Raw genomic sequence first — 24,307 nt, 5'->3', positions numbered from 1 at the left:
GGCAGGTCGCCCCCCTCCGTGCCACCTCCGCTGCGTGCCGCCCCCGCGCTACGCCAGGTCCAGCAGCCCCCTGCGTACCGCCTCGGACACCGCCGCCGCCCGGTTGTCCGCACCCAGCTTGCGGTAGACCCGCACCAGATGCGTCTTGACGGTCGCCTCGCTCAGGAACAGCGCCTCGGCGATCGCCCGGTTGCTCAGCCCCTCCGCGAGCAGCCGCACCACCTCCACCTCCCGCCCGCTCAACTCCCGCTGTGGATCCGGGTGCTGGGCGACCAGCTCGCCCACCACCTCCGACGCCAGCCCGAGCGCACCGGCCGCGGCACCCCGTACCGCCCGGAACAGCTCCTGCGGTGGCCCCGCCTTCAGCACATAGCCCCGGGCACCCGCCTCCAGCGCGCGCACCACGTCGGCCCGGCCCGAGTAGCTCGTCAGCATCACCACCGGGATCCCCGGCGCCTCGGCCGCGAGCCTGCGCACCGCCTCGATCCCGTCGATGCCGGCGCCGCTCCCGAACCGCAGGTCCATCAGCACCAGGTCCGGCAGCAATCGCGCCGCGAGCCGTACGGCGTCCTCCCCGGACCCCGCCTCGGCGGCCACCTCGAGATCCGGCTCGCCCTCCAGCAGCGCGCGCAGCCCCGCCCTGACGACGGCGTGGTCGTCCGCCACCAGCAGACGCAACGGCGCACCGCTCACCGGGCGGCCACCTGAGCCGCCGGGCGGCTCTTCGCCAGGGCCGGCACCGTCGCCCGGACGCAGGTGCCGCGCCCCGGCACGCTGCCCACCACGAGATCCCCGCCGCACTCCCGCAGCCGCGCCCGGGCGGCCGGGATGCCGAGCCCCCGGACTGCCCTTGCGGGGACGCCGACCCGGCCGGTCTCGAACCCCGCGCCGTCGTCGCGCACTTCGAGCTCCGTCCGGTCCGCGTACCCGTGCAGCGTGACCAGGACGTTCACCGCGCGCGCGTGTTCGCGGACATTGGCCAGCGTGCTCTGTGCCACCCGGAACAGGGCCGCCGCCGTGGGCCCGTCCAGGACCGGACGGCGCTCGCCCGCCGAGAGGAACCGCACCCGGGCCGCCGCGCCCTCCGCCTCCGCCCGCGCGCACAGCAGCCGCAGCGCGCCCTCCAGACCGGCCTCGTCCACGGCGGACGGCGTCAGATCGCGGATGATCCTGCGGGTCTCGGCGAGATTGGCGTGCAGTGCGTCGGCGACCGCCCGCATCCGGGTCCGGGCCACCTCCGGCGTCGCGTCCCAGTCGCGGTCGGCGGCCTGGAGCAGCATCACCCCGCCCGAGAGCTCCTGGGCCAGCGTGTCGTGCAGGTCCCGGGCGATCCGGGCCCGCTCGGCCAGCACCCCGGCCTGCCGCTGCTGCCGGGCCAGTACGTCCCGGGTGCCCCGCAACTCCTCGACCAGCCGCAGCCGTTCGGCCGCGTCGCGCTGCTGGGCGCGGTAGAGGGCGACGGTGCCCCACACGGCCGCCACCGGGATCAGCACCAGCTCGGGATCGAACTGCCCCGCGCTGCGCACGAGTTGACCGGCGAGGACGATCGAGAGGGCGCCGACCGCCGCCCCGGCCGCCCGCCGGCCGAGCACCCGCAGGGCCGCGCAGGCCAGCGGCAGCGCGCACCACACGTAGGCGGCGGTGAGCGACGCGGGCGCGAGGAGCACCAGCGTGGTCCACAGCGCCAGCAGCGCCACGACCCACAGGTGCCGGCCGATCCGGCCCAGCCGCTCACCGGCCGCGAGCCCGCCCGCGTACACCAGCGCCAGCAGCCCGCTGACGCTCACGATGTCCCAGCACAGCCCGATCCTCAGCTGCACCAGCCGGACCAGACCGGCGGCCACGACGACGAAGAAGGTGAGATGGGCGAGGAGGTCGGCGCTCGGCCGGCTTCCGCGGGCCGCCCTCGCGGAGGTGTGGACGGGAGCGCGGTCGGACACGGCAGATCCCCTTGGACGATGATCCGTTCGAACAGGGGGTCCGAGTCTATCCGGCAGCTGTAGGGATCGTGTGAGGACGGCCGGGTCGCATCAGGCGCCCGGACGCAGCCCGAGGAAGCCCGGCGTCGGGTCGCCCACGACCTCGCCGAAGTACAGCGCGAACGTCTGCTTCAGCCGCTCCACCCCGGCCCGGTCGGACATGAAACGGGGGAAGCCGTCGAGGTTGGCGTTGCGGTACTCCCAGACCGGCTTCAGGCCGGCCGGGGGAGCGATGTCGGTGCGCACCGACCAGCCGTTGAAGGACGCCTGCTGGGTGGCCGTGGACAGCTGCCAGTTGAGGTAGAGCTTGGCGGCCGTGCGGTGGGCGGCCTGCTTGAGAATCGCCGCCCGCTGCCCCCACGCCATGAACGGGGCGCTGTCCGGCAGGACCCACTTCACCGGGCCGGTGCCGAGCGGTGCGCCGGAGCCGCCGACGCCGATCGCGTACTGCCCGGCGCGTACCGCGTCACCGGGGGAGTTGCTGCCGCGCGCGAACCGGACGTCCTGTGCGGCCAGCCGGGCCGCCCAGTCCCAGCCGTAGTGCTCGACGTAGAGCGAGTACAGGTAGAGCACCGCGTCGTCGTCGTGCGGGAACGACGAGGCGATCCTTCCCTTCCACTTCGGGTCGAGCAGGTCCAGCGGGGTGCGCGGCGCGCCCGTGCCCACCGCGTCCGTCCCGTACATGAAGCCGAAGCCGATCGCCGCGATCGCCACCCAGGCGCCCTGCGGGTCCTTGAACCTGTCGTGCACCTTCGAGAACCCGGCCGGCCGGTACGACAGCAGGCGGCCCTGGGCCTTCCAGCGGTCGAAGTCCTGGAGGGTCTGGAGCTGGACGACGTCGGGCACGAGGGTGCCGGTGGCGAGCTGGTTGTCGACGCGTACGTCGTGGTACTTGCTGTAGTCGACGATCAGCTTCAGGTCGATGTCCGGGAAGCGCTTCAGGAACGCGGCCTTGGTGCCGTCCTGCTGGGTCGGCGTGTCACCGCCGGCGTAGACGACGAGCCTGCCGCCTTCCGCGAGCGCGGCCCGGTAGAGCTCGTCGAGGGACCTGGTCTCCTCGGCGCCGGAGGCCCGCGCGGGAGCGGCCGACGCCGGGGAGGCGGATGCCGGGGTGGTGGCGGCGCCGAGCGCGCCGAGGCCGAGGGCGGCACCGGCACCGGTGGTGAGCAGGCGCCTTCTGCTGGGGAAGCTGGGCATGACGGGAGACCTCTTTCGAACGCTGAGGGGGGTGGGGGACCGGGCGCCACGGTCGAGGTCGATTCTGCTGCGCCCGGCGGTCGGCCCGCGTCGTCCGGACGGAGCGGACGACGCGCGTGCGGTGGAATCCCCGTTCAACCGATCGGTTGAACGCCCCCTCCCCGAGGAGCGCGGCCGCGCGGGAGCGCCGTCACGGCCGTGCCAGCCGCCGCATCGTCAGCGCGAGGTGCAGCCGCAGCCGGCCCTGGGGCGTGCGCACCGGCCACCCCAGCAGCTGCTCCGCGTGGGCCAGCCGGTCCTGGAGGGTGGAGTGGTGGACGTTCGCCTCGGCCGCCGCCGACCGCAGGCTCGCGGTGGCGGTGACGGCGTGCAGGGTGGTGAGCAGCCAGGGTGCGTCCGCGGCCGCCGCCTCGACCGCTAGGACGTCCGCCGGGGGTTCGGCCCCCGGTGCGACGAGGTCGGCCAGCAGGGCGATGCCGCCCAGCTCGTCGGCGTACACGACCTGGGGGCCCGGGTCCTGCGCGGTGCCGTCCGCGGTGAAGCGGAGCGCGGTGCGGGCCTCGGCCCAGGAGCGCGGCAGGTCCGTCACGGGCACGGCGGGCCCGACCCCCACCCGGCCGGCCGGAACGGCGTCCCGGGCGTCGGCGGGCAGCACCCTGGGCCGGCCGCCGGGCGTGGCCAGGGCGCGGGCCGGGGCGGTGGGGCCCAGGCCGAGGCGGCGGGCCGCGTGCAGCCGGGCCGGTTCGGCGGCCGTGGCGTCGAGGAGCGTCTCGACCAGGGCGGGGTCGTCGAGCGGCGCCCGCCCCCGGGTGCGGTCGAGCACGGCGCGGGCCGCGCCGGCCGCCCGTTCCAGGATCACGGCGTCCACGACGCTGGGCATCGCACCGGCGCGTTCCAGCCACAACGCGGGCGGTCCGTCGGGCGTCAGCGCCGTGCACGGCCAGTCCGGGTCCGGCGGCAGCTCCGTGTCCCGGCGCGTGCCGTCGGGCTCCACCCGGACCCGCACCCGCCGGTCCGCGTCGACGAGCCGCGCGGGCACCCCGGCGAGCACCGCGGCCCCGCGCATCAGCGCCTCGACCCCGGCCCGGGACTCGGCCAGCCGGTCGAAGTAGGCGATGACCCGCACGGCGGCGCCGGCGTCCGGGTCCAGTGCGGTCAGGCGCCCGGCCAGCTCTTTCATACGGCCATGATGCGCCACGCGAGCGCCGACGAGGAGGGGTGCGGCCACCGCTTCCGCTCGGAACCGGCCTCGACGGTGGGTTCCGAGCGCCCTGCGACACAGTGGCGAAAGACTGACGGACGGCGGGGCGGGCGGGATGGCGGAGCGCGGCAAGGGCGGGAACACGGCGCCGGGGGCCGCGCCGGTGCGGGCGGAGCCGATCGCCGGCCGGTCCCGCACACGGACGGGACCGCGGAGATGAACGCGGGCCCCGTGGAGTTCAAGCGCCGCCGAGCCGCCCCGCCACCGGGTCGCCGCCCGTGGGCGTCATTCGGCGAGCAGCCGTCGCAGCCAGTCCAGGTGGGCCGCGCGGGCCGACCTGGACAGCGCGGCCTGCGGCGCGAAGCCGTCGAAGCCGTGGAAACCGCCCGGCCAGACATGCAGCTCCGCGATCCCGCCGGCCTGCCAGATCCGGGAGGCGTAGGCGACCACCTCGTCCCGGAACGTCTCGGCGGAGCCCACGTCGAGAAAGGCCGGCGGCAGCCCGGACAGGTCCTCGGCCCGGGCGGGCGCCGCGTACGGGGAGACGTCCGGGCCGCCGCGCCGCTCGCCGAGCAGGGCCGTCCACCCGGTCTCGTTGGCCGTGCGGTCCCAGACGCCCAGGCCCGCCATCTGGTGGCTGGAGGGGGTGTCGTTGCGGTCGTCCAGCATCGGGCACATCAGCAACTGGCCGAGCGGCCGGGGCCCTTGACGGTCGCGCAGCAGCAGGGCGAGCGCGGCGCCGAGGCCGCCGCCCGCGCTGGCCCCGGCGAGCACGATCCGCTCGGGGTCCGCGCCCAGTTCCGCGGCGTGCTCCGCCGTCCACAGCAGACCGGCGTACACGTCCTCGACCGGCGCCGGATGCGGGTGCTCGGGCGCCAGCCGGTACTCCACGGAGACCACGACCATGTCGAGTTCCCGCGCCCAGTCCAGGGCCACGTCCACGCCGACCCGGTTGTTGCCGAGGACCATGCCGCCGCCGTGCACGTGATAGACGACCGGACGCGGGCGTGCCGGAGCCGGCGCAGTGGGCCGGCAGATCAGCAGCGAGATCCCGGGGGCGCCCCGGGGGCCCGGCACGGTCCGGTCCTCGACCTCGAAGGCACCGCCCAGCGTCAGGTCCAGTTCTGCCAGCAGGGCGATCCCCGGCCCCTGGCGGACGGTTTCGATGTCCTCGGCGGTCAGCCCCGGCTGGATCATCTCCCGGATGAGTTCCAGGGCGGCGCCGAGTTCGGGGTCGAAGGGCGGCGGTGCGGACGTCATGGGCTTCTCCTCACGCGGAGCGCGGTTGCGCGGCGGCTCGTGCGGCCCATGATCGGCGCACCCGCCGCCCGCCAGGGCGCCGCCGTACGGCGGGAGCTGCCCGCCGTTCGGCGGGTGACAGCCCTGCCCCGCTCCAGAGCTTGCCAGGTCATGACCTGCTGTTCACCAGAGTGGGGTGGAAAGAAGCAGCCGCGGACGACAACGATTTTCACCCCCACACAGGTATCAGGAGTGACCCCGGTGAACGTCTCGCTCTTCGTCTGGCTGCTGACCGTCGCGGCGCTGTGCGCGCTCGTCGCCGTCGACTTCTTCATCGGCCGAAAACCGCACGACGTCTCGGTCCGCGAGGCCGGGACCTGGACCGTCGTCTGGGTCGTCCTGGCCTGTCTGTTCGGCCTCGGCGTGTTCCTCTTCGGGGGCGGCAGGCCGACGGGGGAGTTCTTCGCGGGCTACATCACCGAGAAGTCGCTGAGCGTGGACAACCTGTTCGTGTTCGTCCTGATCATGGGCAAGTTCGCGGTGCCCTCGCAGTACCAGCAGCGGGTGCTGATGGTGGGCGTGCTGGTGGCCCTCGTGCTGCGCGCGCTGTTCATCGCGGCGGGCGCGGCGATCATCTCGACGTTCTCCTGGGTGTTCTACCTCTTCGGCGCCTTCCTGATCTGGACGGCCTGGAAGCTGATCCAGGATGCCAAGAAGGGCGGGCACGAGGAGGAGTTCGAGGAGAACAAGCTGCTCAAGGCCGTGGAGAAGCGGTTCGGCGTGGCCGACCGCTATCACGGCACGAAGCTGTGGATCGAGCAGAACGGCAAGCGGGTCATGACCCCGATGCTGGTCGTGATGCTCGCGATCGGCTCCACCGACGTGCTCTTCGCGCTCGACTCGATCCCCGCCATCTACGGGCTGACCGAGGACCCGTACATCGTGTTCACCGCCAACGCCTTCGCGCTGATGGGCCTCAGGCAGCTGTACTTCCTCATCGGCGGCCTGCTGAAGAAGCTGGTCCACCTCAGCTACGGCCTGTCGGTCATCCTCGGTTTCATCGGCGTCAAGCTGGTGCTGCACGCGCTGCACGAGTCCGGGGTGCACGTGCCCGAGATCGGCATCCCCTTCTCGCTCGGCTTCATCGTGCTCGTCCTGGCGGTCACCACCGTCACCAGCCTGCGGGCCTCCGCCCGACAGGAGCGACACGAGCAGCAAGAGCGACAGGAGCAGCAAGGGCGAGAGGGGCGAGAGGAGCGGCCGGAGGGGACGGCGCGGGACGGCTCTACGGTGTAGGCGCGGCGTCCGCGCGCATCATCACGCAGTCGAACTCGATCACCCGCCCCGTGGTCGCCTCGCGCGTCACGGGGTACATGCCGGTGATGCCGAACCCGGCGGCCTCGTACACCGCGACGGCCTCGCCCATGCCGGGACTGCCCTCGTACAGCTTCAGCACCGCGACCTCGGACTGCATCCCCACGAACTGTGCGATCCGCTCCCCGGCACCGGCGAACACCTCGAGGTCGTAGCCCTGGGTGTCCATCTTCAGGTAGGGGCGCGGATCGGCGAGACCGTCCAGTGCCTCGGCCATGACCTCGTCCAGCCGGCGGACCCGGATCTCCTCGGTGTCGGCCTTCGCGAACCTGCTGTAGCGGCCCTTGCCGTAGTCGCTGGCGGGCAGCAGGGAGTTCATCGTCTTCCAGCCGACGTGGATCTCGGCCGTCGTCTCCTCACGGCCCAGTCCGCACCGGTACACCTGCCAGTCGGGGTCGTCCGCCGCGGCCTTCTCGAGCCGGGCGAACGTCTCCGAGGTGGGCTCGAAGGACGCGATCCGGCCGGTGTAGCCGAGTTTCCGCAGCCGCCTGGCGTACTGGCCGTTGTTGGCGCCGACGTCGAAGACGCAGTTCACGCCGTAGAGCTCCAGCATGGCGGCCACGTGCTGGGTGCAGAGGTACTCGGCGGCCGCCAGCTGGAGTCTGCGCTCGTCCTGGCCGCCCGGGGTCTCCATCAGGAGCAGCGCGCCGGTGTCGCCCAGCCGCACGGCACCGCCCTCGGTGACCTCGGAACGGGCCTTGTCCCGGGTCCGCCGCAGCACCCAGGTGTCCTTGTCCGCGCCGGTCACGCGGTACGCGCCGCCGCGCCGCGAGACCACCGCCGTCCCCGGTCCGAGGTCGGTCACCTGGACGCCGATACGGGGCATCAGGCCGAGCAGTCGTCGATAGAGGGTCTGCATCTGCCCAGCCCTATCAGACGCGACGGGAGGCGGTCCTCGGCTTGAACGAGATTCGCCGATCGGATGACCGGACGAAGACGCGCGGGCCGGTCCGGCCGGTCTCCCTTGACTTCGAGAGCACTTCAAGGTCTAGCGTCGCCGGGGCCGGTGAACGGCGAGAGGACCGCGGGACCGGACGATCGGAGACGGACATGCGTGTGGGCGTGCACATCAATCGGTTCGGCGAGGCGGGAGGCGCGCCCGCGCTGGGCGCCGAGCTGGCCGCGGCCGGTGCCGCCGCGGAGGCGGCCGGGGTGAGCCGGCTGTCGGTGATGGACCACTACTTCCAGATGGAGTTCAACGGCGGCGCCGAGGCCCCCATGCTGGAGGCCTACTCGACGCTGGCGTTCCTTGCGGCCCACACCTCCACGGTCAGACTGGGCACCCTGGTCACCGGTGTGACCTACCGGCATCCCGGACTGCTCGCCAAGATCGCCACCACGCTCGACGTGCTGTCCGGCGGACGGGCCTCGCTGGGTATCGGGGCGGCCTGGTACGACCGTGAGCACGAAGGGCTCGGGGTGGCGTTCCCGCCGACGGCGGAGCGGTTCGAGCGGCTGGAGGAGACCCTGCGCATCTGCCTGCGGATGTGGGACCCGGACGACAACGGGCCGTTCGAGGGCGAGCACTACCGGCTGGCCGAGACCCTGTGCGTGCCCGCGCCGGTCAGCTCGCCGCGCCCGGAGATCCTGATCGGCGGCGGAGGCGAGCGCAAGACGCTGCGGCTGGTCGCCCGGTACGCGGACGCGTGCAATCTGTTCGCCTCGACCCCGGAGGAGGTCCGGCACAAGCTGGACGTCCTGCGCGGGCACTGCGAGGCGGAGCGGCGCGACTACGACACCGTCCTGAAGACGATCACCTACTCCGGCGACGCCGCCGACGAGGGCGATCTGGACGGCCTCCTGAGCGACCTCAACGGCTACACCAAGCTCGGCATCGACACGGTGATCCTCGCGCCGCGCCTGGGCGAGACGGCGGGCTGGATCGAGCGTTTCGCGGCCCCGGCCGTGGTGCGGCTGGCCGAGCTGGACTGACCGGACCGGGGGTGCGGGGCGCGGGAGCCCGCGTACGAGGAAAGGGGTCCGGAAAGAGTTCCGGACCCCTGCGTCCTCGCGTCCTGCTACGTCACGGTGCTGCCGGTCAGGCGGCCGCGACCTCGCCCGCGTGGCCGTGCAGACGGGCCACGACCTCGGTCAGCTGGGCGGCGACCTCGGCGTCGTCCACCGGGTGGGTCTCGGCGAAGCGGGTCAGCGAGCCCGGGATGGAGAGCTTGAGGTCCTCGATGACCTTGCCGCCGGCGATGCCCACGGCCTTGCGGGCCTCGTCCTGCGCCCACACGCCACCGAACTGGCCGAACGCGGTACCGACCACGGCGACGGGCTTGCCGCCGAAGGCGCCGGCGCCGTACGGGCGCGACAGCCAGTCGATGGCGTTCTTCAGGACGGCCGGGATGGTGCCGTTGTACTCGGGGGAGAAGAGCAGGAAGGCATCGGCGGCCTGGGCGGCCGCACGCAGCTTGGCGGCGGCGGCCGGGACGCTGCCCTCGACGTCGAGGTCCTCGTTGTAGAAGGGGATCTCGGCCAGGCCCTCGAAGAGGTCGACGGTGGCGCCCTCGGGAGCGACCTTGGCGGCCGCCTCGGCGAGCTGGCGGTTGGTCGAACCGGCGCGAAGGCTGCCGACGAGCGCGAGGATGCGGACAGACATGGGTACTCCCAGAGGCTGAAACATTGCCGTTACGAATCCGGACCGAGGTCCGTTTAATGTTCTAGCATCCTAACCGGACCGCGGTCCAGTTTCATTCCCGATGCTTTACGCTGAGTTCATGTCCGCCGTTCTTCCTCCCTGTCCGGAGCCCGAGGAGAGCCTGACCGAGCCCGAGCTGCTGCACCTGGGGCCGGCCGGGGACGAGCCGTGTCTGCGCGCCGACGCGGCCCGCAACCGGGCCAGGCTGCTGGACGCCGCCGCCCGGCTGATCGCCGAGCACGGCGCGGCCGGGGTCACGATGGAGGCGGTGGCGAGCGCGGCGAACGTGGGCAAGGGCACGGTGTTCCGGCGCTTCGGCGACCGCACCGGGCTGCTGACCGCGCTCCTGGACCACTCGGAGCGCAACTTCCAGGCCGCGTTCCTGACCGGTCCCCCGCCGCTGGGTCCGGGCGCGGAGCCCGTGGAGCGACTGCGGGCGTTCGGCGTCGCCATGCTCAGGCGGGCCGTGGACGAACTGGACCTCCAGCTGGCGGCCGAGCCCGGACCGGACCGCCGGTACTCGGTGCCGCCGCGCCGTGTCCACCACAGCCACCTGGTACTGCTGCTGCGCCAGGCCCTGCCCGACGCGGACGCCGAACTGCTGGCCCACACGCTGATGGGCTACCTCAGCCCAGTCCTCGTCCACCACCTCACCCGGCAGTGCGGCATGCCGGCGGCGCGCCTGGAGGCGGGCTGGGGCGAACTGGTCGACCGGGTGACCAGCGGGGTGCCGAGCGGGGTGCCGGTCAGGGCCCCGCGGTGAAGAGGTCGACGACGGCCTGCGGGGCGTCCTCGGCGAACAGGGCCACGCTGCTGTGGGCGGAGGCGGCCGCGGCCGCCTCGCTGCGCGGGAACAGCTTCTCCTCGTAGGCGGCCAGCGCGGCCTCGCGCTCGCCCGGGTGCGCGGCCAGGGCCTGGCCCAGCTCGGCGCCGTCCAGCATCGCGAGGTTGGCGCCCTCGCCCGCGAACGGCGACATCAGATGGGCGGCGTCGCCGAGCAGGGTGACGCCGGGGATCCGGTCCCAGCGGTGGCCGACCGGCAGGGCGTGGATCAGGCGCGGCACCAGTGGTCCGTCGGCGTCGGCGACCAGCGCCCGCAGGCTCTTGTCCCAGTCCGCGAAGTGCTCCAGGACGTGCTCCTTGGCCGCCTCGGCGTCGCCGAAGTCGACGCGGTCCGCCCAGTCCTCGCCGACCCGCAGGGCGGTGTAGACGTGCAGGCTGCCGTCGGGTTCGCGGTGCGCGAGGAAGCCCTTGCCGGCGCCGAGCGCGAGGAGGAACCCGCCGCCGACCACGCCGGCGCTCACCGGATGGCGTGCGTCCGCCTCCAGCAGGTCCGTCTCGACGAACGACACGCCCGTGTACGCGGGCCGGGCGTCGGAGAGCAGCGGTCGGATCCGTGACCAGGCTCCGTCGGCGCCGACCAGCAGGTCCGTGGTGAGGGCGGAGCCGTCCTCGAGACGCACCTCGTGCCTTCCGTCGCCGAGCGGACGCGCACCGGTGACCTTCGCGCCCCAGCGGACCGTTCCCTCGGGCAACGCGTTCAGCAGCAGGTCGCGCAGGGCGCCCCGGTCGACCTCGGGGCGCTCGCCGGTCCCGTCGTCGGCCCCCTCGAAGCGGATGACCGCGTCCTTGTCGAGGACCCGGGTGGCCTGGCCGCCGGGCAGGACGAGCGTGCGGAACTTCTCGTGCAGTCCGGCGGCGCGCAGCGCCTCCTGGCCGGAGTCCAGATGGATGTCGAGCATGCCGCCCTGGGTGCGGGCGCCGGGCGAGGCGTCCAGGTCGAGGACGGCCGCCTCGATGCCGTGCACGTGCAGCACACGGGCGAGGGTGAGGCCGCCGAGTCCGGCGCCGATGATCGCTACGGGGTGGTGCACGGTTCCTCCTGTGGTCGTCATTCGGGTACGGCGGTCCGCTCGATGCCGCTGATCAGTGTCTGGAGTCCCCAGGAGAGGCGGGATTCGGGCGATCCCGAGAGCAGCGGTCCGGCGAGGCCGGCGATGTGCGGATGGGTCCGCTCCGACGCCTCGCGCACCGCGTGCAGCAGGGCGTCCCAGTCCTGCGGGGAAGCCTCGTCCGTGTGCTCGGCGGCCGTCGCGGTGGCGTGCTGGAGCAGCAGGTCGACGCCCCACGCGGCCTGCGTGGGCGGCACCCCGCCCTCGTCGAGCAGGGCGAGCAGGGTCTCGATCAGGTTCAGGTAGTGCGGGCCGCTGGGCCGGGCGGTGATCGCGGAGCGGGCGAGGTCGGGATAGGCCAACAGCATCGCGGTGTACGAGGTGAGCACGCCCTCCAGCCGCTCGCGCCAGCTCCCCGCGGCCGGCGCGGGCAGGGCCGTGCCCAGCAGTTCGTCGAGCACCGCCGCGTGCAGCTCCGCCGTGTTGCGGACGTAGACGTACAGGGAGGCCGGGCCGGTGTCGAGTTCCTCGGCCAGGCGCCGCATGGTCAGCTTCCGCAGGCCTTCGGCGCGCAGCACCGCGAAGGCGGCGGCCACGATGCCCTCCCTGGTCAGAGCGGGCTTGGCCGGGCGCTCACGGCGACTGCGCGGGGTGTCGGGGCGTGCTGTCATGTCTTCACCGTACCGAACATGTTCGTTGCGAACAAGTACGTCACGAACATGTTCGTTGACGGCTCATCGGATTTCGGTGTCCCCCGCCCGGAAGGTCGCTCACAGCTTCTGCCAAGATGCCGTACGTCATGGTGCAGATACAGAACACGCCCGCGCCGACGAAGTCGCCGGTGCCGCGCCCCGTGCCCACGAGCGCCGACGTGGCCCGCCTGGCCGGCGTCTCGCGCGCGACCGTCTCCTACGTCCTGAACAACGCCAGTGCCGTACGCATCAGCGAGCCAACCCGCCGCCGCGTGCACGCGGCCGCCAAGGAACTCGGGTACGTGCCGCACGCGGCCGCCCGTACCCTGCGGGCCGGCCACAGCCGCATGGTCCTGATGCCCACCCTGCCCGTCCCGGCGGGCCCCCTCTACTCCCAGTTCGTGCACGACTTCCAGGGGGCGCTGAGCCGACTCGACTACACCGTCGTCCAGTACGGCGCCACCGGTCTGCGCGGTGACGACGCGGCCCGGGCCTGGGCCGAACTGAGGCCCGTCGCCGTCCTGGTGCCGAGCCCCGGCGTCGGCCCGGAGGGGGTCGCCGTACTGAAGAGGTCCGGCGCCCGGGCCGTGGTGACCCTCGGTCCCGAGGCGGTCGAGGGTGCCCGCGCGCTGCTCCTGGACCACGCCGACGTCGGCCGCAGCGCCGCCGCGCACCTGTACGCCCGCGGCCGCCGCCGGATCGGGGTGGTCGTCCCGGCCGAGCGCGGCATGGAGATGTTCTCCGCGCCCCGCCTGGCCGGCTCCCGCGAGGCGCTGCACGGCACGGACGCCACCGTCACCGAACTGTCCCTGGCCTACACGGAGGAGTCCGCGGCCGCCCTCGCGGCCCGCTGGCCCGCCCTCGGCCTGGACGCCGTCTTCGCCTACAACGACGAGTACGCGATGCTGCTGATGCGCGCCCTTCAGGACGCGGGCGTGCGCGTCCCCGAGGACGTCGCCGTCATCGGTGCCGACGATCTGATGCTCGGGCGGCTGCTGCGGCCCCGGCTCAGCACCGTGCGGATCGCGCTGCCCTCCGGCCGCGACCTCGCCTCGCTGGTCGACCGGGCGGTGCGCAGCCCCGTGGCCGCGCCCGAGGCGCACGAGCCGTTCGGAGTCACCGTGGTGCAGCGCGACTCCAGCTGAACTACGGTCGCAGGGGAGGCGTGCCATGCGTGCGACGGTCGGCATCATCGGCGGCGGCCCCGCGGGACTGCTGCTCGCCCGGCTGCTGCACCGCGCGGGAGTCGACTGCGTGGTCCTGGAGAGCAGGGCCAGGCAGTACGTGGAGCGGCGCCAGCGTGCCGGAATGCTGGAGCAGGGCACGGTCGAGGCCCTGCGCGCGGCGGGCGCCGCCGACCGGCTCGACACCGAGGGCCTGGTGCACCACGGCATCGAGCTGCGTTTCGACCGTGAACGCCACCATCTCGACTTCCCCGTCCTCACCGGCGGCCGCACGGTCACGATCTACGCCCAGACGGAGATCGTGAAGGATCTCGTCGCGCTTCAACTCGCCGACGGGCCGCCCCTGTTGTTCGAGGCGGCGGCGCTCGCCGTGGAGAAGCCGCTGAGCGGGTCGCCCGTCGTGCGGTTCCGGTACGAGGGGCGCGAACAGACCCTCTCCTGCGACTGGGTCGTCGGCTGCGACGGCTCGCACGGCGTCGCCCGCGGTGCCTTCCCGGCGGCCGCGGGCCGGACGTACACGCACGACTACCCCTACTCATGGCTCGGCGTCCTCGCCGAAGTGCCGCCCTCCTGCGAGGAGTTGATCTACGCACGCCACGAACGCGGCTTCGCCCTGCACAGCATGCGTTCGCCGCGCATCTCCCGGCTCTACCTCCAGGTCCCCAACGGAACCGTCCTGCGGGAGTGGCCCGACGACCGGATCTGGGACGAACTCGCCGCCCGCTTCGCCGTCGACGCCGACTGGACGCTGCGCCCCGGCCCGATCATCAGCAGGTCCGTGACGCCGATGCGCAGTCTCGTCCACGAGCCGATGCGCCACGGCCGGCTCCTGCTCGCCGGGGACGCGGCCCACATCGTCCCGCCGACCGGTGCCAAGGGGCTCAACCTCGCCGTCTCGGACGTACGGCTGCTCGGCAGCGCCTTCGCCGAACTGCGCGCCACCGGGTCCACGCGGCTGTTGGACGGGTACTCGGATCTTTGTCTGCGACGTGTGTGGCAGGCGACCCGCTTTTCCGACGACATGACTAGGATGTTGCACGCTCAACCAGATGGAGATGCGTTCGACCATCGGCTGCAGCTCGCCCGGCTGCGTCGGATCACCGCATCCCGCCACGCCGCCGCCGAACTGGCGGCCAACTACACGGGACTTCCCCTCACCTTGTGAGAGCCGCGAGTCCCGCGGGTCACCGATCGGAGAGCCTTCATGCCGCTGCTCGACCCCCAGAACTGGCAGTCCCGCACCTTGTCGGGCCCCCGGTACACCGTCACCGAGCCCGCCACCGGCGACCCGCTGGGCACCGTCGACCTGGCGGGCGCCGCGGACGTCGGTCCGGCCGCCGAGGCCGCCCGGGCCGCGCAGACCGAGTGGGCCCGGCTGCCCCACTTCGTGCGCGCCGGTGTGCTGCGCAGGGCCGGCGACCTGTTCGCCGCCCACGCCGACGAACTGCGCGAGTGGATCGTCCGCGAGTCCGGATCCATCCCCGGCAAGGCCGACTTCGAGCTGCATGTCGCCGCCCAGGAGTGCTACGAGGCCGCCGCACTCGCCTCCCGCCCGGCCGGACAGGTCCTGCCCAGCGAGGCACCCCGGCTGTCGTACACCCGGCGGGTGCCCGTCGGCGTCGTGGGCGTGATCTCCCCGTTCAACGCCCCGCTGATCCTGTCGATCCGGTCCGTCGCGCCCGCCCTCGCGCTCGGCAACGCGGTCGTCCTCAAGCCGGACCCGCGGACGGCGGTGTGCGGCGGACTGGCCCTGGCCGCGGTCTTCGCGGAGGCGGGCCTGCCCGAGAACCTCCTGCACATCCTCCCGGGCGGCGCCGAGACCGGCGCGGCCCTGGTGGCCGACCCGCAGGTGCCGGTGATCTCCTTCACCGGCTCCACCGGGGCCGGCCGGGCGGTCGGCGAGGCCGCCGGCCGCCACCTCAAGCGGGCCCACCTGGAGCTCGGCGGCAACTCCGCCCTGATCGTGCTGGAGGACGCCGACCTGGACGCGGTGATCTCCACCGCGGCCTGGGGCTCCTTCTTCCACCAGGGCCAGATCTGCATGACCACCGGCCGCCACCTGGTGCACGCCTCCCTCTACGAGGAGTACGTGGAGCGGCTCGCGGCGAAGGCCGACGCCCTCGCCGTCGGCGACCCGCACCGCGCGCAGGTCCACCTCGGCCCGCTCATCGACGGCGGCCAGCTCACCAAGGTGCACGGCCTGGTGGAGGCCAGCACCGCGGCCGGCGCCAAGCTCGCCGCGGGCGGCAGGCACGAGGACCTCTTCTACCGGCCGACCGTCCTCGCGGGCGTCGACGACGACACCCCCGCCTACGCGGAGGAGGTCTTCGGCCCGGTGGCCCCCGTCCGCTCCTTCGGCACCCCGGACGAGGCGGCGGCCCTGGCCGCGCGCAGCTCCTACGGCCTCTCGTTGGGCATCGTCACCCGGGACGCCGCCCGCGGTCTGGACCTCGCCGAACGGATCCCGACCGGCATCGTGCACATCAACGACCAGACGGTGAACGACGAGGCCGTCGCCCCCTTCGGCGGGGTCGCCGCCTCCGGCACCGGCGCCCGCTTCGGCGGCGAGGCCAACCTCGAGGCCTTCACAGACGTCCGCTGGACGACGGTCCGCGCGGACGTGGCGCCGTACCCCTTCTAGGGATTCCCGGGTGTCGGTGGACTCCCGGGCCTACTCGGCCTGAGCGGCCGGGGAGCCGTCGGCCCCGGCCTTGGCCTGCTCTTCCTCGATCGACTTGCGGACCTCGTCCATGTCCAGCTTGCGTGCCTGTCCGATGACGTCCGTGAGGGCGGCCTCGGGCAGGGCGCCCGGCTGCGCGAACACGGCGACCCGGTCCCGCACGATCATCAGCGTCGGGATGGACTGGATGCCGAAGGCCGCGGCCAGCTCAGGCTGCGCCTCGGTGTCCACCTTGCCGAACACCAGGTCCGGGTTCTCCTGCGCGGCCTTGTCGTAGACCGGGGCGAACTGACGGCACGGGCCGCACCAGGACGCCCAGAAGTCGATCAGGACGAAGTCGTTGTCGGTGACCGTCTGGTCGAAGTTCTCCTTGGTGAGCTCCACGGTGCTGCTCATGGCGTGATTCCTCTTCCCGGTGCTTCCTGCCAGGGGTCTCCTGACATGGGGTGAAGCCGTCCGCCACAACACGGCCGGCCCGGCGCGTATTCCGCGCCCCTACCCGTGTGGCCACCCCGCACACCACCCACCAGACTGACCCCATGACGGAAACGGAAACCAACCTGTACGACGTGGTTGTGCTCGGAGCCGGGCCCGTGGGGGAGAACGTCGCCGACCGCACCCGTGCGGCCGGCCTCACCACCGCGGTCGTGGAGAGCGAGCTGGTCGGCGGCGAGTGCTCGTACTGGGCGTGCATGCCCAGCAAGGCACTGCTGCGCCCGGTGATCGCCCGCGCGGACGCCCGCAGACTGCCCGGCCTGCGCGACGCGGTGCAAGGCCCCCTGGACACGGCGGCGGTCCTCGCCCGCCGCAACTGGTTCACCGGCGACTGGACGGACGACGGCCAGGTCGACTGGATCACGAGCATCGGCGCGGACCTCTACCGCGGCCACGGGAGACTGACCGGCCCGCGCACGGTGACGGTGGGGGACAAGGTGCTCACGGCCCGCCACGCGGTCGTCGTCGCCACCGGCACCCGCGCGGCGCTGCCCGACCTGCCGGGCCTCGCCGAGGTCAGGCCCTGGACGAGCCGGGAGGCGACCAGCGCCCAGTCGGCGCCCGGCCGGCTCGTCGTGGTCGGCGGGGGAGTCGTCGCCACCGAGATGGCCACCGCCTGGCAGGCGCTCGGCTCACAGGTCACCCTCCTCGTGCGGGGCAAGGGCCTGCTCGACCGGATGGAGCCGTTCGCGGGCGAACTGGTCGCCGAGGCGCTCACCGAGGCCGGCGCGGACGTGCGCACGGGCACCTCGGTGGCGTCGGTGACCCGCTCCGACGGCACCGTCGTGGTCGTCACCGACACCGGCGAGCGCATCGAGGCCGACGAGATCCTCTTCGCCGTCGGCCGCGCCCCGCGCACCGACGACATCGGCCTGGACACGGTCGGCCTGGCACCCGGCTCCTGGCTCACCGTCGACGACAGTCTGCGCGTCACCGGCACCGACTGGCTCTACGGGGTGGGCGACGTCAACCACCGGGCCCTCCTCACCCACCAGGGCAAGTACCAGGCACGGATCGCGGGCGCCGCCATCGCCGCCCGCGCGGCCGGTACCGACCTGCCGGAGAGCGACCCGTGGAGCGCCCACGCCGCCACGGCCGACCACGAGTCCGTCCCCCAGGTGGTCTTCACCGACCCGGAGGCGGCCGCCGTCGGCCTCTCGCTCGCCGAGGCGGAACAGGCCGGACACCCGGTGCGGGCCGTCGACGTCGACATGTCGTCCGTGGCCGGAGCGGGCCTGTACGCCGAGGGATACAAGGGCCGCGCCCGGATGGTCGTCGACCTGGAGCGAGAGATCCTGCGCGGCGTCACCTTCGTCGGCCCCGGTGTCGGCGAGCTGATCCACTCGGCGACCGTCGCGGTCGCCGGACAGGTCCCGCTCGCCCGGCTGTGGCACGCCGTCCCGTCCTACCCGACGCTCAGCGAGGTGTGGCTGCGGCTGCTGGAGGCCTACCGGGACAACTGAGGGAACCGGGCCGACCGGCCCGCCGCTCAGGGGAGTTCGAACCCCAGCGCCCTCGCGGCCGGCTCCGCCGTCGGCTGCGTCCAGCGTTCGAGCACGGCCTGGTTGGCCGAGAGCGAGCGCGGTTCGGCCCGGTCGAGGTAGAGCAGACCGTCGAGGTGGTCCGTCTCGTGCTGGACGATACGGGCGGGCCAGCCGGCGAACATCTCGTCCAGCGGCCGGCCGTGCTCGTCGGCGCCCGTGAGCCGCACCTCGGCGTGCCGGGCCACCACCGCCTGGTAGCCCGGCACGCTCAGGCAGCCCTCGAAGAAGGCGGCACGGGCCGAACCGACCGGCTCGTACTCGGGGTTGACCAGGACCCGGAACGGCTGGGGCACCCGGCCGCGGGCCAGCCGCACCTCCTCCGGCACCGGCGCCGGGTCCTCGATGACGGCGATCCGCAGTTCCACACCGACCTGAGGGGCGGCGAGGCCGACGCCCGGTGCCGCGTGCATGGTGACGCGCAGGGCCTCGACGAACCGGGCCAGCAGGGCGGGGTCGAGCTGGCCCTCGTAGCGTGTCGTGCCCGTCCGCAGGACCGGGTCTCCGGCAGCGACGATGGGCAACGGGCCACCGGGGGCGAGGAGTTCCTCGATCCGTTCGGCAAGGGGTGCGCGGGGACTGGGAGATGCCATCGGGCCAGCATGCCACGGCCGCATGGCATGTGACGCACGTCACTCGAACTGGCGGGAACTCGGTGCCGTCCGCCGCCGACTACTGGTGCGTCACGGCTGAAAAGCGTCCCCCGGGCCGCTGTCCCCGACCCACTCCTCCTGCCCCCGGAGAAGCGCCACGATGTCCACCGCTCCCTCGACCTCCCCCACTCCCGGCTCCGCTCGAGCCGGGGGATCGGACGAGGCCCCGCAAGCAGCGGCCCCCGCGCCGAAGTCCCACGGTCCGTGGGCCCCGCTGCGCCCGCTGATATTGCGTCTGCACTTCTACGCCGGCGTGTTCGTGGCGCCGTTCCTGCTGGTCGCCGCCACCACCGGGTTCCTGTACGCCGCCGCGTTCCAGGCCGAGAAGCTCGTGTACTCCCACGAGTTGACCGTGCCGGCCGGCGACGCGTCGCTGCCGATATCCGAGCAGGTGGACGCCGCCCGCAAGGCCTACCCCGAGGGTACGGTTTCGGCCGTCCGCCCCTCGCCGGAGGACGACGCCACGACCCGGGTGATGCTGTCCGGCGTCGAGGGCGTCGACGCCACCCACACCCTCGCCGTGTTCGTCGACCCGTACACGGGCAAGGTACGCGGCGCCCTGGAGCAGTACGGCTCCACCGGCGCGCTGCCGTTGCGCACCTGGATCGACGAGTTCCACCGCGATCTGCACCTCGGCGAGAACGGCCGTCTCTACAGCGAACTCGCCGCCAGCTGGCTGTGGGTGATCGCGGGCGGCGGTCTGGTGCTCTGGTTCTCCCGGCGGCGCGCCCTGCGCAAGGTCCGCGGCACCACCGGACGGCGCCGCACGCTGGGTCTGCACGGCACCGTCGGCGTGTGGGCCGCCGTCGGCTTCATCTTCCTGTCCGCGACCGGACTGACCTGGTCCACCTACGCGGGCGCCAACATCGACGTCCTGCGCACCTCGCTCGGCCAGGCCACCCCGTCGGTCTCGGCGGCCGCGAGCGGCGGCGACCACGCCGGTCACGACACGGCCTCCGGCGCGGGCGGGGACGCCGAGCACGGCGTCGGCCTCGACAGGGTCCTGGCCGCGGCGCGGGCCGAGGGGCTGGGCGACCCGGTCGAGATCGTCCCGCCCGCGGACGCCTCCTCCGCGTACGTGGTCAAGCAGGTGCAGCGCAGCTGGCCCGAGAAGCAGGACGCGGTGGCGATCGACCCGGCCACCGGCGAGGTCACCGACGTGCTGCGGTTCGACGACCACCCGCTGCTCGCCAAGCTGACCCGCTGGGGCATCGACCTGCACACCGGCGTCCTGTTCGGCCTGGTCAACCAGCTCGCGCTGATGGCTCTCGCGGGGTCCCTGATCCTGCTGATCGTGTGGGGCTACCGCATGTGGTGGCAGCGCGGCCGCAGGTCCGCCTTCGGCCGGCCCGTCCCGCGCGGGGCCTGGGCGCAGGTCCCGCCGTACGTCCTCGTCCCGCTGATGGCGGCGGTCGCCGTGATCGCCTACTTCGTGCCGCTCCTCGGCATCCCGCTCGCCGTCTTCCTGGTCGTGGACGTCGTCCTGGGTGAGATCGCGCACCGGCGGGGGCGGCGGGCGGCTGTCTGAGCGGGGCCGTGCGCGGCGGCGGCCCGGCGGTGGAAGTCACCGCCGGGCCGCTCGCTGTTGCGGGCTCAGGCCTCGGGGAAGTCCCCGGCCAGCGCCGCGGCGAGCCGCAGGTGCGGTCCCGCCTCGGCGTGCCGCCCCTGTCGCTCCAGGGTCCGGCCCAGCATCAGCCGGGCGTAGTGCTCCACCGGGTCCCGCTCGACGATCAGCCGCAACTGGGTCTCGGCGCGCAGCAGTTGGGCGGAGTGGTAGTAGGAGCGGGCCAGCAGCAGCCGCGGTCCGGTCTGCTCCGGCACCTCCTCGACCAGCCCGACCAGCACCCGCGCGGCGGCGGCGTACTCCTTCGCGGCGAAGAACAGCCCCGCCCGCTCCCACCGCTCGGCCGGCGTTCCGTGGGCGTAGTAGGCGGTGTTGTCGGTCGTCTCGTATGTGGTGTCCACTGGTGCCTCCTTCGAGGCCGACAACCGGGCATGGTGGTTGAATATTCCACTATCTGGAGGGGGTGCGCCGCGCTACCGAGCCGCGCGGGTCAGCTCCGCCAGCTCCGCCTCGGCCCGCTCGGTGACGCGGGCCAGGACGCGGCCGGTGGCCGCCAGATCCTCCGCCGGGATCCCGGCGTAGATCCGGGCCGAGATCTCGCCCGTCTCGGCGCCGACGACGGCGAACAGCTCGCGCCCGGCGTCCGTGGGCCGGATCAGAGAGCCGTCGGCCGCCAGCAGCCCTGCGGCGAGCAGCCCGTCGACGGTGGCGTGTACGTCCGCCGCTTCGGTCTTGAGTGCGCCGGTCACCTGCTCGACGAGCGCGCCGCGCTCCAGCGGTCCGTCGGCGGTGACGGCCGCCCGCAGGGTGATCTGCTGCTGGAAGGTGGCGCCGTGCCGTGCCAGGACGCGCTCCAGGACGGCGCGGCCTGCGTAGTGGGCCAGTCCTATCGTGCGGCCGCCGACGGGCGGTGCGGTGTCGGTCATCGTCACTCCTGCGTTCTCTCGTCGGTGAGGTCGAGCGGTACGTCGAGCAGAAGGGCCAGTTCGCCGGTGAACGCGCGCGTTCGCGGGCTCTTCAGGCCGCCGAGCGGTTCCAGCAGCTGTTCCAGCAGCCCCTGGACGACCTTGACGGCCCGTTGTGTCACGTCCTGGCCCCGCTCGGTCAGAGCGAGCTGTACGGCGCGCGGGTCGCGGGGATCGCGGGTGCGCTCGATGAGGCCGGCGGACTCCAGGGCGCGCGCCAGCTTGGAGACGTAGAGCGGCTCGAGGCCGGTGTGGTCGGCGAGCCGGCGCTGGCTGGGCCGTTCCCCGGCGCGCTGCATCCCGTACAGCGAGGCGACCAGCGAGTACTGGGCGTGGGTCAGGCCGAGCGGGGCCACCGCCCGGTCCACGGCCACCCGCCACTTCGTCGACAGTCGCCACACCAGAAAACCGGGCGTCGCCCCTTCGGGGCCCTTGCGCTCACTCATGAACAATAGAGTACATGGCTACTATGTCCATGGCTACTTAATCTGCCCGGATTCGGTCGGCGCGGAGCCGTGGTCGGCCCGTGGTCAGGCTCGCTGCCGGGTGTGCTCTTCGCCCTCGCGGTGGAGGACCAGGTGCTCGTGGAAGAGAACGCCGTCGCGGACGTCGCCGGTGGCGGTGAAGCCGGTGTCGTCGGCGTAGTCGATGTGGCTGCCGGTGACGGTGTAGCTGCCGGTGTAGGCGCTGCGGCGGTTGCCGCGGGCCTCGTCGTAGCGGCCGTTCGGCAGCAGTTCCTGGCGGATGAAGCCGTCCGCGGTCACCCACATCCCGACGTACGGGTGCGGGTCGCGGGGCGTGTCGTTGCTGGTCATGGCTCCACGATCACCCCGGCGGCCGGTGTCTACCAGGCCGCCGTCTCCCCAGGTGAGAGCTTCCTGGGTGCCGCACACCCAGCATCGCGAGCGACGGGGGCCTCCCTGGGGGACGGCGACGGGGGACGGCGACGGCGCGGGCGCCGTCAGGGCGCCGTCCGGGACCTCCCCATGCCCCTCCGTCGTACGCGACGGGACGGACCCTGGGTGCCCGACACCTAGGGACAGGGCGGCCTGGTTCCGGCTCCCCCGCGCCACGAACCTGTTGGTCGGGCGGTCACCGTGGCCGCCGACGCGACCTCGGCTTCTGGGCCCACGGAGAGTTCCAGGGCGGCCGACTCCGCCGTACCGAAAGAAGACCTCTCATGAACGTCCACGACACCACCGGCGCCGCCGTGCTCGAAGAGCTCCGGCGCAGGCCGGCCGACCGGCGGCGCATCCTGTTCACGGGCGCGACCGTCGTCACCATGGACCCCGACCTCGGTGTCGTCGACGGCGGTGACCTGCTCGTCGAGGGCGACACGATCACCGCCGTCGGGCGCGATCTCGCCGCGGGCGATGCCGTGGTCGTCGACGCCACCGGCACGCTCCTCACCCCCGGCTTCGTCGACACCCACCGGCACGCCTGGGAGACCCAGCTGCGCCGGATCATGCCGGACGTCGACGACCTCGGCGGCTACGTCATGGCCACCCTGGCCGGCTACGCCACGGTCTACCGGCCCGAGGACATGTACATCGGCACCCGGCTGGCCGCCCTGACCGCGATCGACAGCGGCATCACGACCATGCTCGACTTCTCCCACAACTCCCGCACCCGCGAGCACTCCGACGCCGCCATCGAGGCCCTCGTCGACACCGGCATCCGCGGTGTGCACGCCTCCATGGGCCCGCACTTCGGGCAGTGGGACCGGCAGTGGCCCGGCGACCTGACCCGCCTCAAGGGCCGGTACTTCAGCAGCGACGACCAGTTGCTCACGCTGCGCCTGGCGGCCCTGGCCACCGATGAGATCGCCGGACCGACGCTCGCCTACGGCCCGGAACTCGCACGTGTCGCAGCCGAGTTGGGGATCGGAGTGAGCGTGGACGCCGTCTTCGGCACGTCCTCCTCCGCGGCGGTCCTGCGGTGGGCCGAGGACGGCGTCCTCGGCCCCGACGTCACCCTCATCCACTCCACCGGACTGACTCCCGAGGCATGGAAGGCGATGGGGGAGACCGGCACCACCGTGGCCCTCGCCCCGACCTCGGACGCGCAGATCGGCCTGGAGACCGCGATCCCCGCCGTCGACGAGGCCCTGTCCGTCGGCATCCGCCCCGGACTGAGCATCGACGTCGAAGTCGCCCTCGCCAGCGACATGTTCACGCAGATGCGGGCCCTGCACGCCATCCAGCGGATGCGGGCCGTCAACGCCGCCTACGGCACCGACCGGCAGCCCTCCCGCATCACCGCCCACGACGTCCTCGACTTCGCCACCCTCCAGGGCGCCCGCAGCAACGGCCTGGCCGCCGTCACCGGCTCCCTCACCCCGGGCAAGAAGGCCGACCTGCTGGTCATCCAGGCCGAGGACCTCAACAACATGCCGCTCAACGACCCGATCGGCACGATCGTGCTGGGCTCCGACGCCCGCAACATCAGCGCCGTCCTCGTCAACGGCGAGCCCCGCAAGTGGGACGGACGCGTTCTCGACGCCGACCTGGCCGCCCTGCGCGGCGAGGTGCACGCCTCGCGCGAGTATGTGCTGAACACCCCGGCTGTCTGAGCTGCCGTCTGAGCTGCTGTCTGATCCAGGATCACCCCGGATCACCCCGGATCACCCCGGATCACTCCGGATCACCCCGGATCACTCCGGATGGGCCACCGCGTCCTTCTGCAGTTGCACCGCGGCCAGCAGGCTCAGCTTCCGTTCCGCCTGGCGCAGCGCCTTCACCGCCGCGACCGAGGCGATGTCGCCCGTGAAACCGACGGCGGCCAGCCGGGAGCGGACCCAGCGGGCACGCAGCTGGGTTTCGGTGGCGGCGGCGGTGGACTCGACGAGTGCGGCGGCGCGTTCCAGGCCCGGGCGCTCCTGCGGCGAGGCCTCGGCCAGCGCCCGACGCAGAGCCGCCGCGACCAGGTCCGCGTCCCGGATGGCCAGCACGAAGTTGTTCTTCTTGCTCAGTCCCGTGATTCCTGTCATGGGCAGCAGCCTGACGGTCAT

At 73.2% G+C, this 24,307-nt stretch carries 25 protein-coding genes; 9 read left to right on the top strand and 16 right to left on the bottom strand.

The annotated features are described in order from the left end of the window. Positions 1–48: 48 nt before the first annotated feature. The 5 genes from OG933_RS06530 to OG933_RS06510 all read right to left on the bottom strand — a co-directional run bounded on the left by OG933_RS06530 (position 49) and on the right by OG933_RS06510 (position 5,637). Positions 49–693, bottom strand: a complete 645-nt coding sequence (locus OG933_RS06530; protein WP_405625844.1) for a response regulator — start codon at positions 691–693, stop codon at positions 49–51. Beyond that, positions 690–1,940: a sensor histidine kinase gene (locus tag OG933_RS06525; protein WP_405625843.1), complete on the bottom strand. Its 1,251-nt coding sequence runs from the start codon at positions 1,938–1,940 to the stop codon at positions 690–692. The genes OG933_RS06530 and OG933_RS06525 overlap by 4 nt, the downstream gene beginning before the upstream one ends. Positions 1,941–2,030: 90 nt before the next feature. Beyond that, on the bottom strand, positions 2,031–3,176 hold the full coding sequence (locus OG933_RS06520) for an ABC transporter substrate-binding protein (protein WP_405625842.1): 1,146 nt from the start codon (positions 3,174–3,176) through the stop codon (positions 2,031–2,033). 190 nt (positions 3,177–3,366) lie between these two features. After that, positions 3,367–4,356, bottom strand: a complete 990-nt coding sequence (locus OG933_RS06515; protein WP_362519333.1) for a helix-turn-helix domain-containing protein — start codon at positions 4,354–4,356, stop codon at positions 3,367–3,369. A gap of 306 nt (positions 4,357–4,662) precedes the next feature. Continuing rightward, positions 4,663–5,637, bottom strand: a complete 975-nt coding sequence (locus OG933_RS06510) for an alpha/beta hydrolase (protein ID WP_362519335.1) — start codon at positions 5,635–5,637, stop codon at positions 4,663–4,665. Positions 5,638–5,877: 240 nt separating this feature from the next. Between OG933_RS06510 and OG933_RS06505 the strand changes: the two genes are divergently transcribed. Continuing rightward, a complete protein-coding gene (locus OG933_RS06505) occupies positions 5,878–6,912 on the top strand; it encodes a TerC family protein (RefSeq protein WP_405625841.1) in 1,035 nt (344 codons plus the stop codon). Here the strand turns inward: OG933_RS06505 and OG933_RS06500 are convergent. Beyond that, a complete protein-coding gene (locus OG933_RS06500; protein WP_405625839.1) occupies positions 6,902–7,849 on the bottom strand; it encodes an FkbM family methyltransferase in 948 nt (315 codons plus the stop codon). The genes OG933_RS06505 and OG933_RS06500 overlap by 11 nt on opposite strands. Before the next feature lie 191 nt (positions 7,850–8,040). Between OG933_RS06500 and OG933_RS06495 the strand changes: the two genes are divergently transcribed. Then, entirely contained in the window at positions 8,041–8,922 is an 882-nt protein-coding gene (locus tag OG933_RS06495; protein ID WP_405625837.1) for an LLM class F420-dependent oxidoreductase, read from the top strand. A 106-nt stretch (positions 8,923–9,028) separates the two neighbouring features. Here OG933_RS06495 and OG933_RS06490 read toward each other — a convergent pair whose 3' ends face one another. Further along, positions 9,029–9,592, bottom strand: a complete 564-nt coding sequence (locus OG933_RS06490; RefSeq protein ID WP_362519347.1) for an NAD(P)H-dependent oxidoreductase — start codon at positions 9,590–9,592, stop codon at positions 9,029–9,031. Positions 9,593–9,692: 100 nt separating this feature from the next. Here OG933_RS06490 and OG933_RS06485 point away from each other — a divergent pair, with 100 nt between their 5' ends. After that, positions 9,693–10,394 (top strand): TetR/AcrR family transcriptional regulator, encoded by a 702-nt coding sequence (locus tag OG933_RS06485; protein ID WP_405625836.1) that lies wholly within the window; start codon positions 9,693–9,695, stop codon positions 10,392–10,394. On the opposite strand, the gene OG933_RS06480 is transcribed toward OG933_RS06485, so the two are convergent. Together OG933_RS06480 and OG933_RS06475 are read right to left on the bottom strand one after the other, a co-directional pair. Further along, entirely contained in the window at positions 10,378–11,526 is a 1,149-nt protein-coding gene (locus tag OG933_RS06480) for an FAD-dependent oxidoreductase (RefSeq protein ID WP_405625834.1), read from the bottom strand. The two genes, OG933_RS06485 and OG933_RS06480, sit on opposite strands and share 17 nt — an antisense overlap. Next, the gene (locus OG933_RS06475; RefSeq protein WP_405625832.1) at positions 11,523–12,194 is read right to left on the bottom strand and encodes a TetR/AcrR family transcriptional regulator; all 672 of its coding nucleotides are present in this window, start codon (positions 12,192–12,194) and stop codon (positions 11,523–11,525) included. The genes OG933_RS06480 and OG933_RS06475 overlap by 4 nt, the downstream gene beginning before the upstream one ends. Positions 12,195–12,310: 116 nt before the next feature. Between OG933_RS06475 and OG933_RS06470 the strand changes: the two genes are divergently transcribed. Genes OG933_RS06470 through OG933_RS06460 form a run of 3 tightly spaced genes read left to right on the top strand, consistent with a single transcriptional unit; the run spans position 12,311 to position 16,040 of the window. Then, positions 12,311–13,360, top strand: coding sequence for a LacI family DNA-binding transcriptional regulator (locus tag OG933_RS06470; RefSeq protein ID WP_362519358.1), 1,050 nt, complete (start codon positions 12,311–12,313; stop codon positions 13,358–13,360). A 25-nt stretch (positions 13,361–13,385) separates the two neighbouring features. After that, positions 13,386–14,564: a 4-hydroxybenzoate 3-monooxygenase gene (locus OG933_RS06465; RefSeq protein ID WP_362519361.1), complete on the top strand. Its 1,179-nt coding sequence runs from the start codon at positions 13,386–13,388 to the stop codon at positions 14,562–14,564. A 39-nt stretch (positions 14,565–14,603) separates the two neighbouring features. After that, positions 14,604–16,040 (top strand): aldehyde dehydrogenase family protein, encoded by a 1,437-nt coding sequence (locus tag OG933_RS06460; RefSeq protein WP_362519364.1) that lies wholly within the window; start codon positions 14,604–14,606, stop codon positions 16,038–16,040. 30 nt (positions 16,041–16,070) lie between these two features. On the opposite strand, the gene trxA is transcribed toward OG933_RS06460, so the two are convergent. Continuing rightward, positions 16,071–16,475, bottom strand: coding sequence for a thioredoxin (gene trxA / locus OG933_RS06455; protein WP_171400995.1), 405 nt, complete (start codon positions 16,473–16,475; stop codon positions 16,071–16,073). Between the two features lie 143 nt (positions 16,476–16,618). On the opposite strand from trxA, the gene OG933_RS06450 reads away from it, so the two are divergent. Then, positions 16,619–18,037 (top strand): dihydrolipoyl dehydrogenase family protein, encoded by a 1,419-nt coding sequence (locus tag OG933_RS06450; RefSeq protein ID WP_405625829.1) that lies wholly within the window; start codon positions 16,619–16,621, stop codon positions 18,035–18,037. A 26-nt stretch (positions 18,038–18,063) separates the two neighbouring features. On the opposite strand, the gene OG933_RS06445 is transcribed toward OG933_RS06450, so the two are convergent. Then, complete coding sequence (locus tag OG933_RS06445) at positions 18,064–18,708, bottom strand: peptide deformylase (RefSeq protein ID WP_362519371.1); 645 nt, start codon at positions 18,706–18,708, stop codon at positions 18,064–18,066. A gap of 160 nt (positions 18,709–18,868) precedes the next feature. Between OG933_RS06445 and OG933_RS06440 the strand changes: the two genes are divergently transcribed. After that, positions 18,869–20,296: a PepSY-associated TM helix domain-containing protein gene (locus OG933_RS06440; protein WP_405625826.1), complete on the top strand. Its 1,428-nt coding sequence runs from the start codon at positions 18,869–18,871 to the stop codon at positions 20,294–20,296. 65 nt (positions 20,297–20,361) lie between these two features. Here OG933_RS06440 and OG933_RS06435 read toward each other — a convergent pair whose 3' ends face one another. The 4 genes from OG933_RS06435 to OG933_RS06420 all read right to left on the bottom strand — a co-directional run bounded on the left by OG933_RS06435 (position 20,362) and on the right by OG933_RS06420 (position 22,112). Then, complete coding sequence (locus tag OG933_RS06435) at positions 20,362–20,733, bottom strand: tetratricopeptide repeat protein (RefSeq protein ID WP_362519377.1); 372 nt, start codon at positions 20,731–20,733, stop codon at positions 20,362–20,364. 72 nt (positions 20,734–20,805) lie between these two features. Next, positions 20,806–21,258 carry a MarR family transcriptional regulator gene (locus OG933_RS06430; RefSeq protein WP_362519380.1) on the bottom strand — a complete coding sequence of 151 codons (453 nt, stop codon included), beginning with the start codon at positions 21,256–21,258 and terminating at the stop codon, positions 20,806–20,808. A gap of 2 nt (positions 21,259–21,260) precedes the next feature. Next, entirely contained in the window at positions 21,261–21,743 is a 483-nt protein-coding gene (locus tag OG933_RS06425; protein ID WP_362266432.1) for a MarR family transcriptional regulator, read from the bottom strand. Positions 21,744–21,827: 84 nt separating this feature from the next. Next, complete coding sequence (locus OG933_RS06420; protein WP_362519386.1) at positions 21,828–22,112, bottom strand: Atu4866 domain-containing protein; 285 nt, start codon at positions 22,110–22,112, stop codon at positions 21,828–21,830. A 365-nt stretch (positions 22,113–22,477) separates the two neighbouring features. Between OG933_RS06420 and OG933_RS06415 the strand changes: the two genes are divergently transcribed. Further along, on the top strand, positions 22,478–23,869 hold the full coding sequence (locus OG933_RS06415) for an amidohydrolase family protein (protein ID WP_405625821.1): 1,392 nt from the start codon (positions 22,478–22,480) through the stop codon (positions 23,867–23,869). A gap of 81 nt (positions 23,870–23,950) precedes the next feature. Here the strand turns inward: OG933_RS06415 and OG933_RS06410 are convergent, their stop codons facing one another. Continuing rightward, positions 23,951–24,286: a hypothetical protein gene (locus OG933_RS06410; RefSeq protein WP_362519392.1), complete on the bottom strand. Its 336-nt coding sequence runs from the start codon at positions 24,284–24,286 to the stop codon at positions 23,951–23,953. Positions 24,287–24,307 lie beyond the last annotated feature (21 nt).

Origin of the sequence: Streptomyces sp. NBC_00016 (assembly GCF_045040885.1) — a bacterium.
GTDB classification, from domain to species: domain Bacteria; phylum Actinomycetota; class Actinomycetes; order Streptomycetales; family Streptomycetaceae; genus Streptomyces; species Streptomyces coriariae.
Note: the sequence above shows the minus strand (reverse complement) of the source record. Positions and strands in the feature narration are given on the sequence as shown.

What these genes read in the sequence shown, in the direction of transcription:
- OG933_RS06520 (WP_405625842.1), bottom strand. Translation starts at nt 3,176, where the DNA reads ATGCCCAGCTTCCCCAGCAGAAGGCGCCTGCTCACCACCGGTGCCGGT.
- OG933_RS06515 (WP_362519333.1), bottom strand. Translation starts at nt 4,356, where the DNA reads ATGAAAGAGCTGGCCGGGCGCCTGACCGCACTGGACCCGGACGCCGGC.
- OG933_RS06510 (WP_362519335.1), bottom strand. Translation starts at nt 5,637, where the DNA reads ATGACGTCCGCACCGCCGCCCTTCGACCCCGAACTCGGCGCCGCCCTG.
- OG933_RS06500 (WP_405625839.1), bottom strand. Translation starts at nt 7,849, where the DNA reads ATGCAGACCCTCTATCGACGACTGCTCGGCCTGATGCCCCGTATCGGC.
- OG933_RS06495 (WP_405625837.1), top strand. Translation starts at nt 8,041, where the DNA reads ATGCGTGTGGGCGTGCACATCAATCGGTTCGGCGAGGCGGGAGGCGCG.
- OG933_RS06490 (WP_362519347.1), bottom strand. Translation starts at nt 9,592, where the DNA reads ATGTCTGTCCGCATCCTCGCGCTCGTCGGCAGCCTTCGCGCCGGTTCG.
- OG933_RS06485 (WP_405625836.1), top strand. Translation starts at nt 9,693, where the DNA reads ATGCTTTACGCTGAGTTCATGTCCGCCGTTCTTCCTCCCTGTCCGGAG.
- OG933_RS06480 (WP_405625834.1), bottom strand. Translation starts at nt 11,526, where the DNA reads ATGACGACCACAGGAGGAACCGTGCACCACCCCGTAGCGATCATCGGC.
- OG933_RS06475 (WP_405625832.1), bottom strand. Translation starts at nt 12,194, where the DNA reads ATGACAGCACGCCCCGACACCCCGCGCAGTCGCCGTGAGCGCCCGGCC.
- OG933_RS06470 (WP_362519358.1), top strand. Translation starts at nt 12,311, where the DNA reads ATGCCGTACGTCATGGTGCAGATACAGAACACGCCCGCGCCGACGAAG.
- OG933_RS06465 (WP_362519361.1), top strand. Translation starts at nt 13,386, where the DNA reads ATGCGTGCGACGGTCGGCATCATCGGCGGCGGCCCCGCGGGACTGCTG.
- OG933_RS06460 (WP_362519364.1), top strand. Translation starts at nt 14,604, where the DNA reads ATGCCGCTGCTCGACCCCCAGAACTGGCAGTCCCGCACCTTGTCGGGC.
- trxA (WP_171400995.1), bottom strand. Translation starts at nt 16,475, where the DNA reads ATGAGCAGCACCGTGGAGCTCACCAAGGAGAACTTCGACCAGACGGTC.
- OG933_RS06450 (WP_405625829.1), top strand. Translation starts at nt 16,619, where the DNA reads ATGACGGAAACGGAAACCAACCTGTACGACGTGGTTGTGCTCGGAGCC.
- OG933_RS06445 (WP_362519371.1), bottom strand. Translation starts at nt 18,708, where the DNA reads ATGGCATCTCCCAGTCCCCGCGCACCCCTTGCCGAACGGATCGAGGAA.
- OG933_RS06440 (WP_405625826.1), top strand. Translation starts at nt 18,869, where the DNA reads ATGTCCACCGCTCCCTCGACCTCCCCCACTCCCGGCTCCGCTCGAGCC.
- OG933_RS06430 (WP_362519380.1), bottom strand. Translation starts at nt 21,258, where the DNA reads ATGACCGACACCGCACCGCCCGTCGGCGGCCGCACGATAGGACTGGCC.
- OG933_RS06425 (WP_362266432.1), bottom strand. Translation starts at nt 21,743, where the DNA reads ATGAGTGAGCGCAAGGGCCCCGAAGGGGCGACGCCCGGTTTTCTGGTG.
- OG933_RS06420 (WP_362519386.1), bottom strand. Translation starts at nt 22,112, where the DNA reads ATGACCAGCAACGACACGCCCCGCGACCCGCACCCGTACGTCGGGATG.
- OG933_RS06415 (WP_405625821.1), top strand. Translation starts at nt 22,478, where the DNA reads ATGAACGTCCACGACACCACCGGCGCCGCCGTGCTCGAAGAGCTCCGG.
- OG933_RS06410 (WP_362519392.1), bottom strand. Translation starts at nt 24,286, where the DNA reads ATGACAGGAATCACGGGACTGAGCAAGAAGAACAACTTCGTGCTGGCC.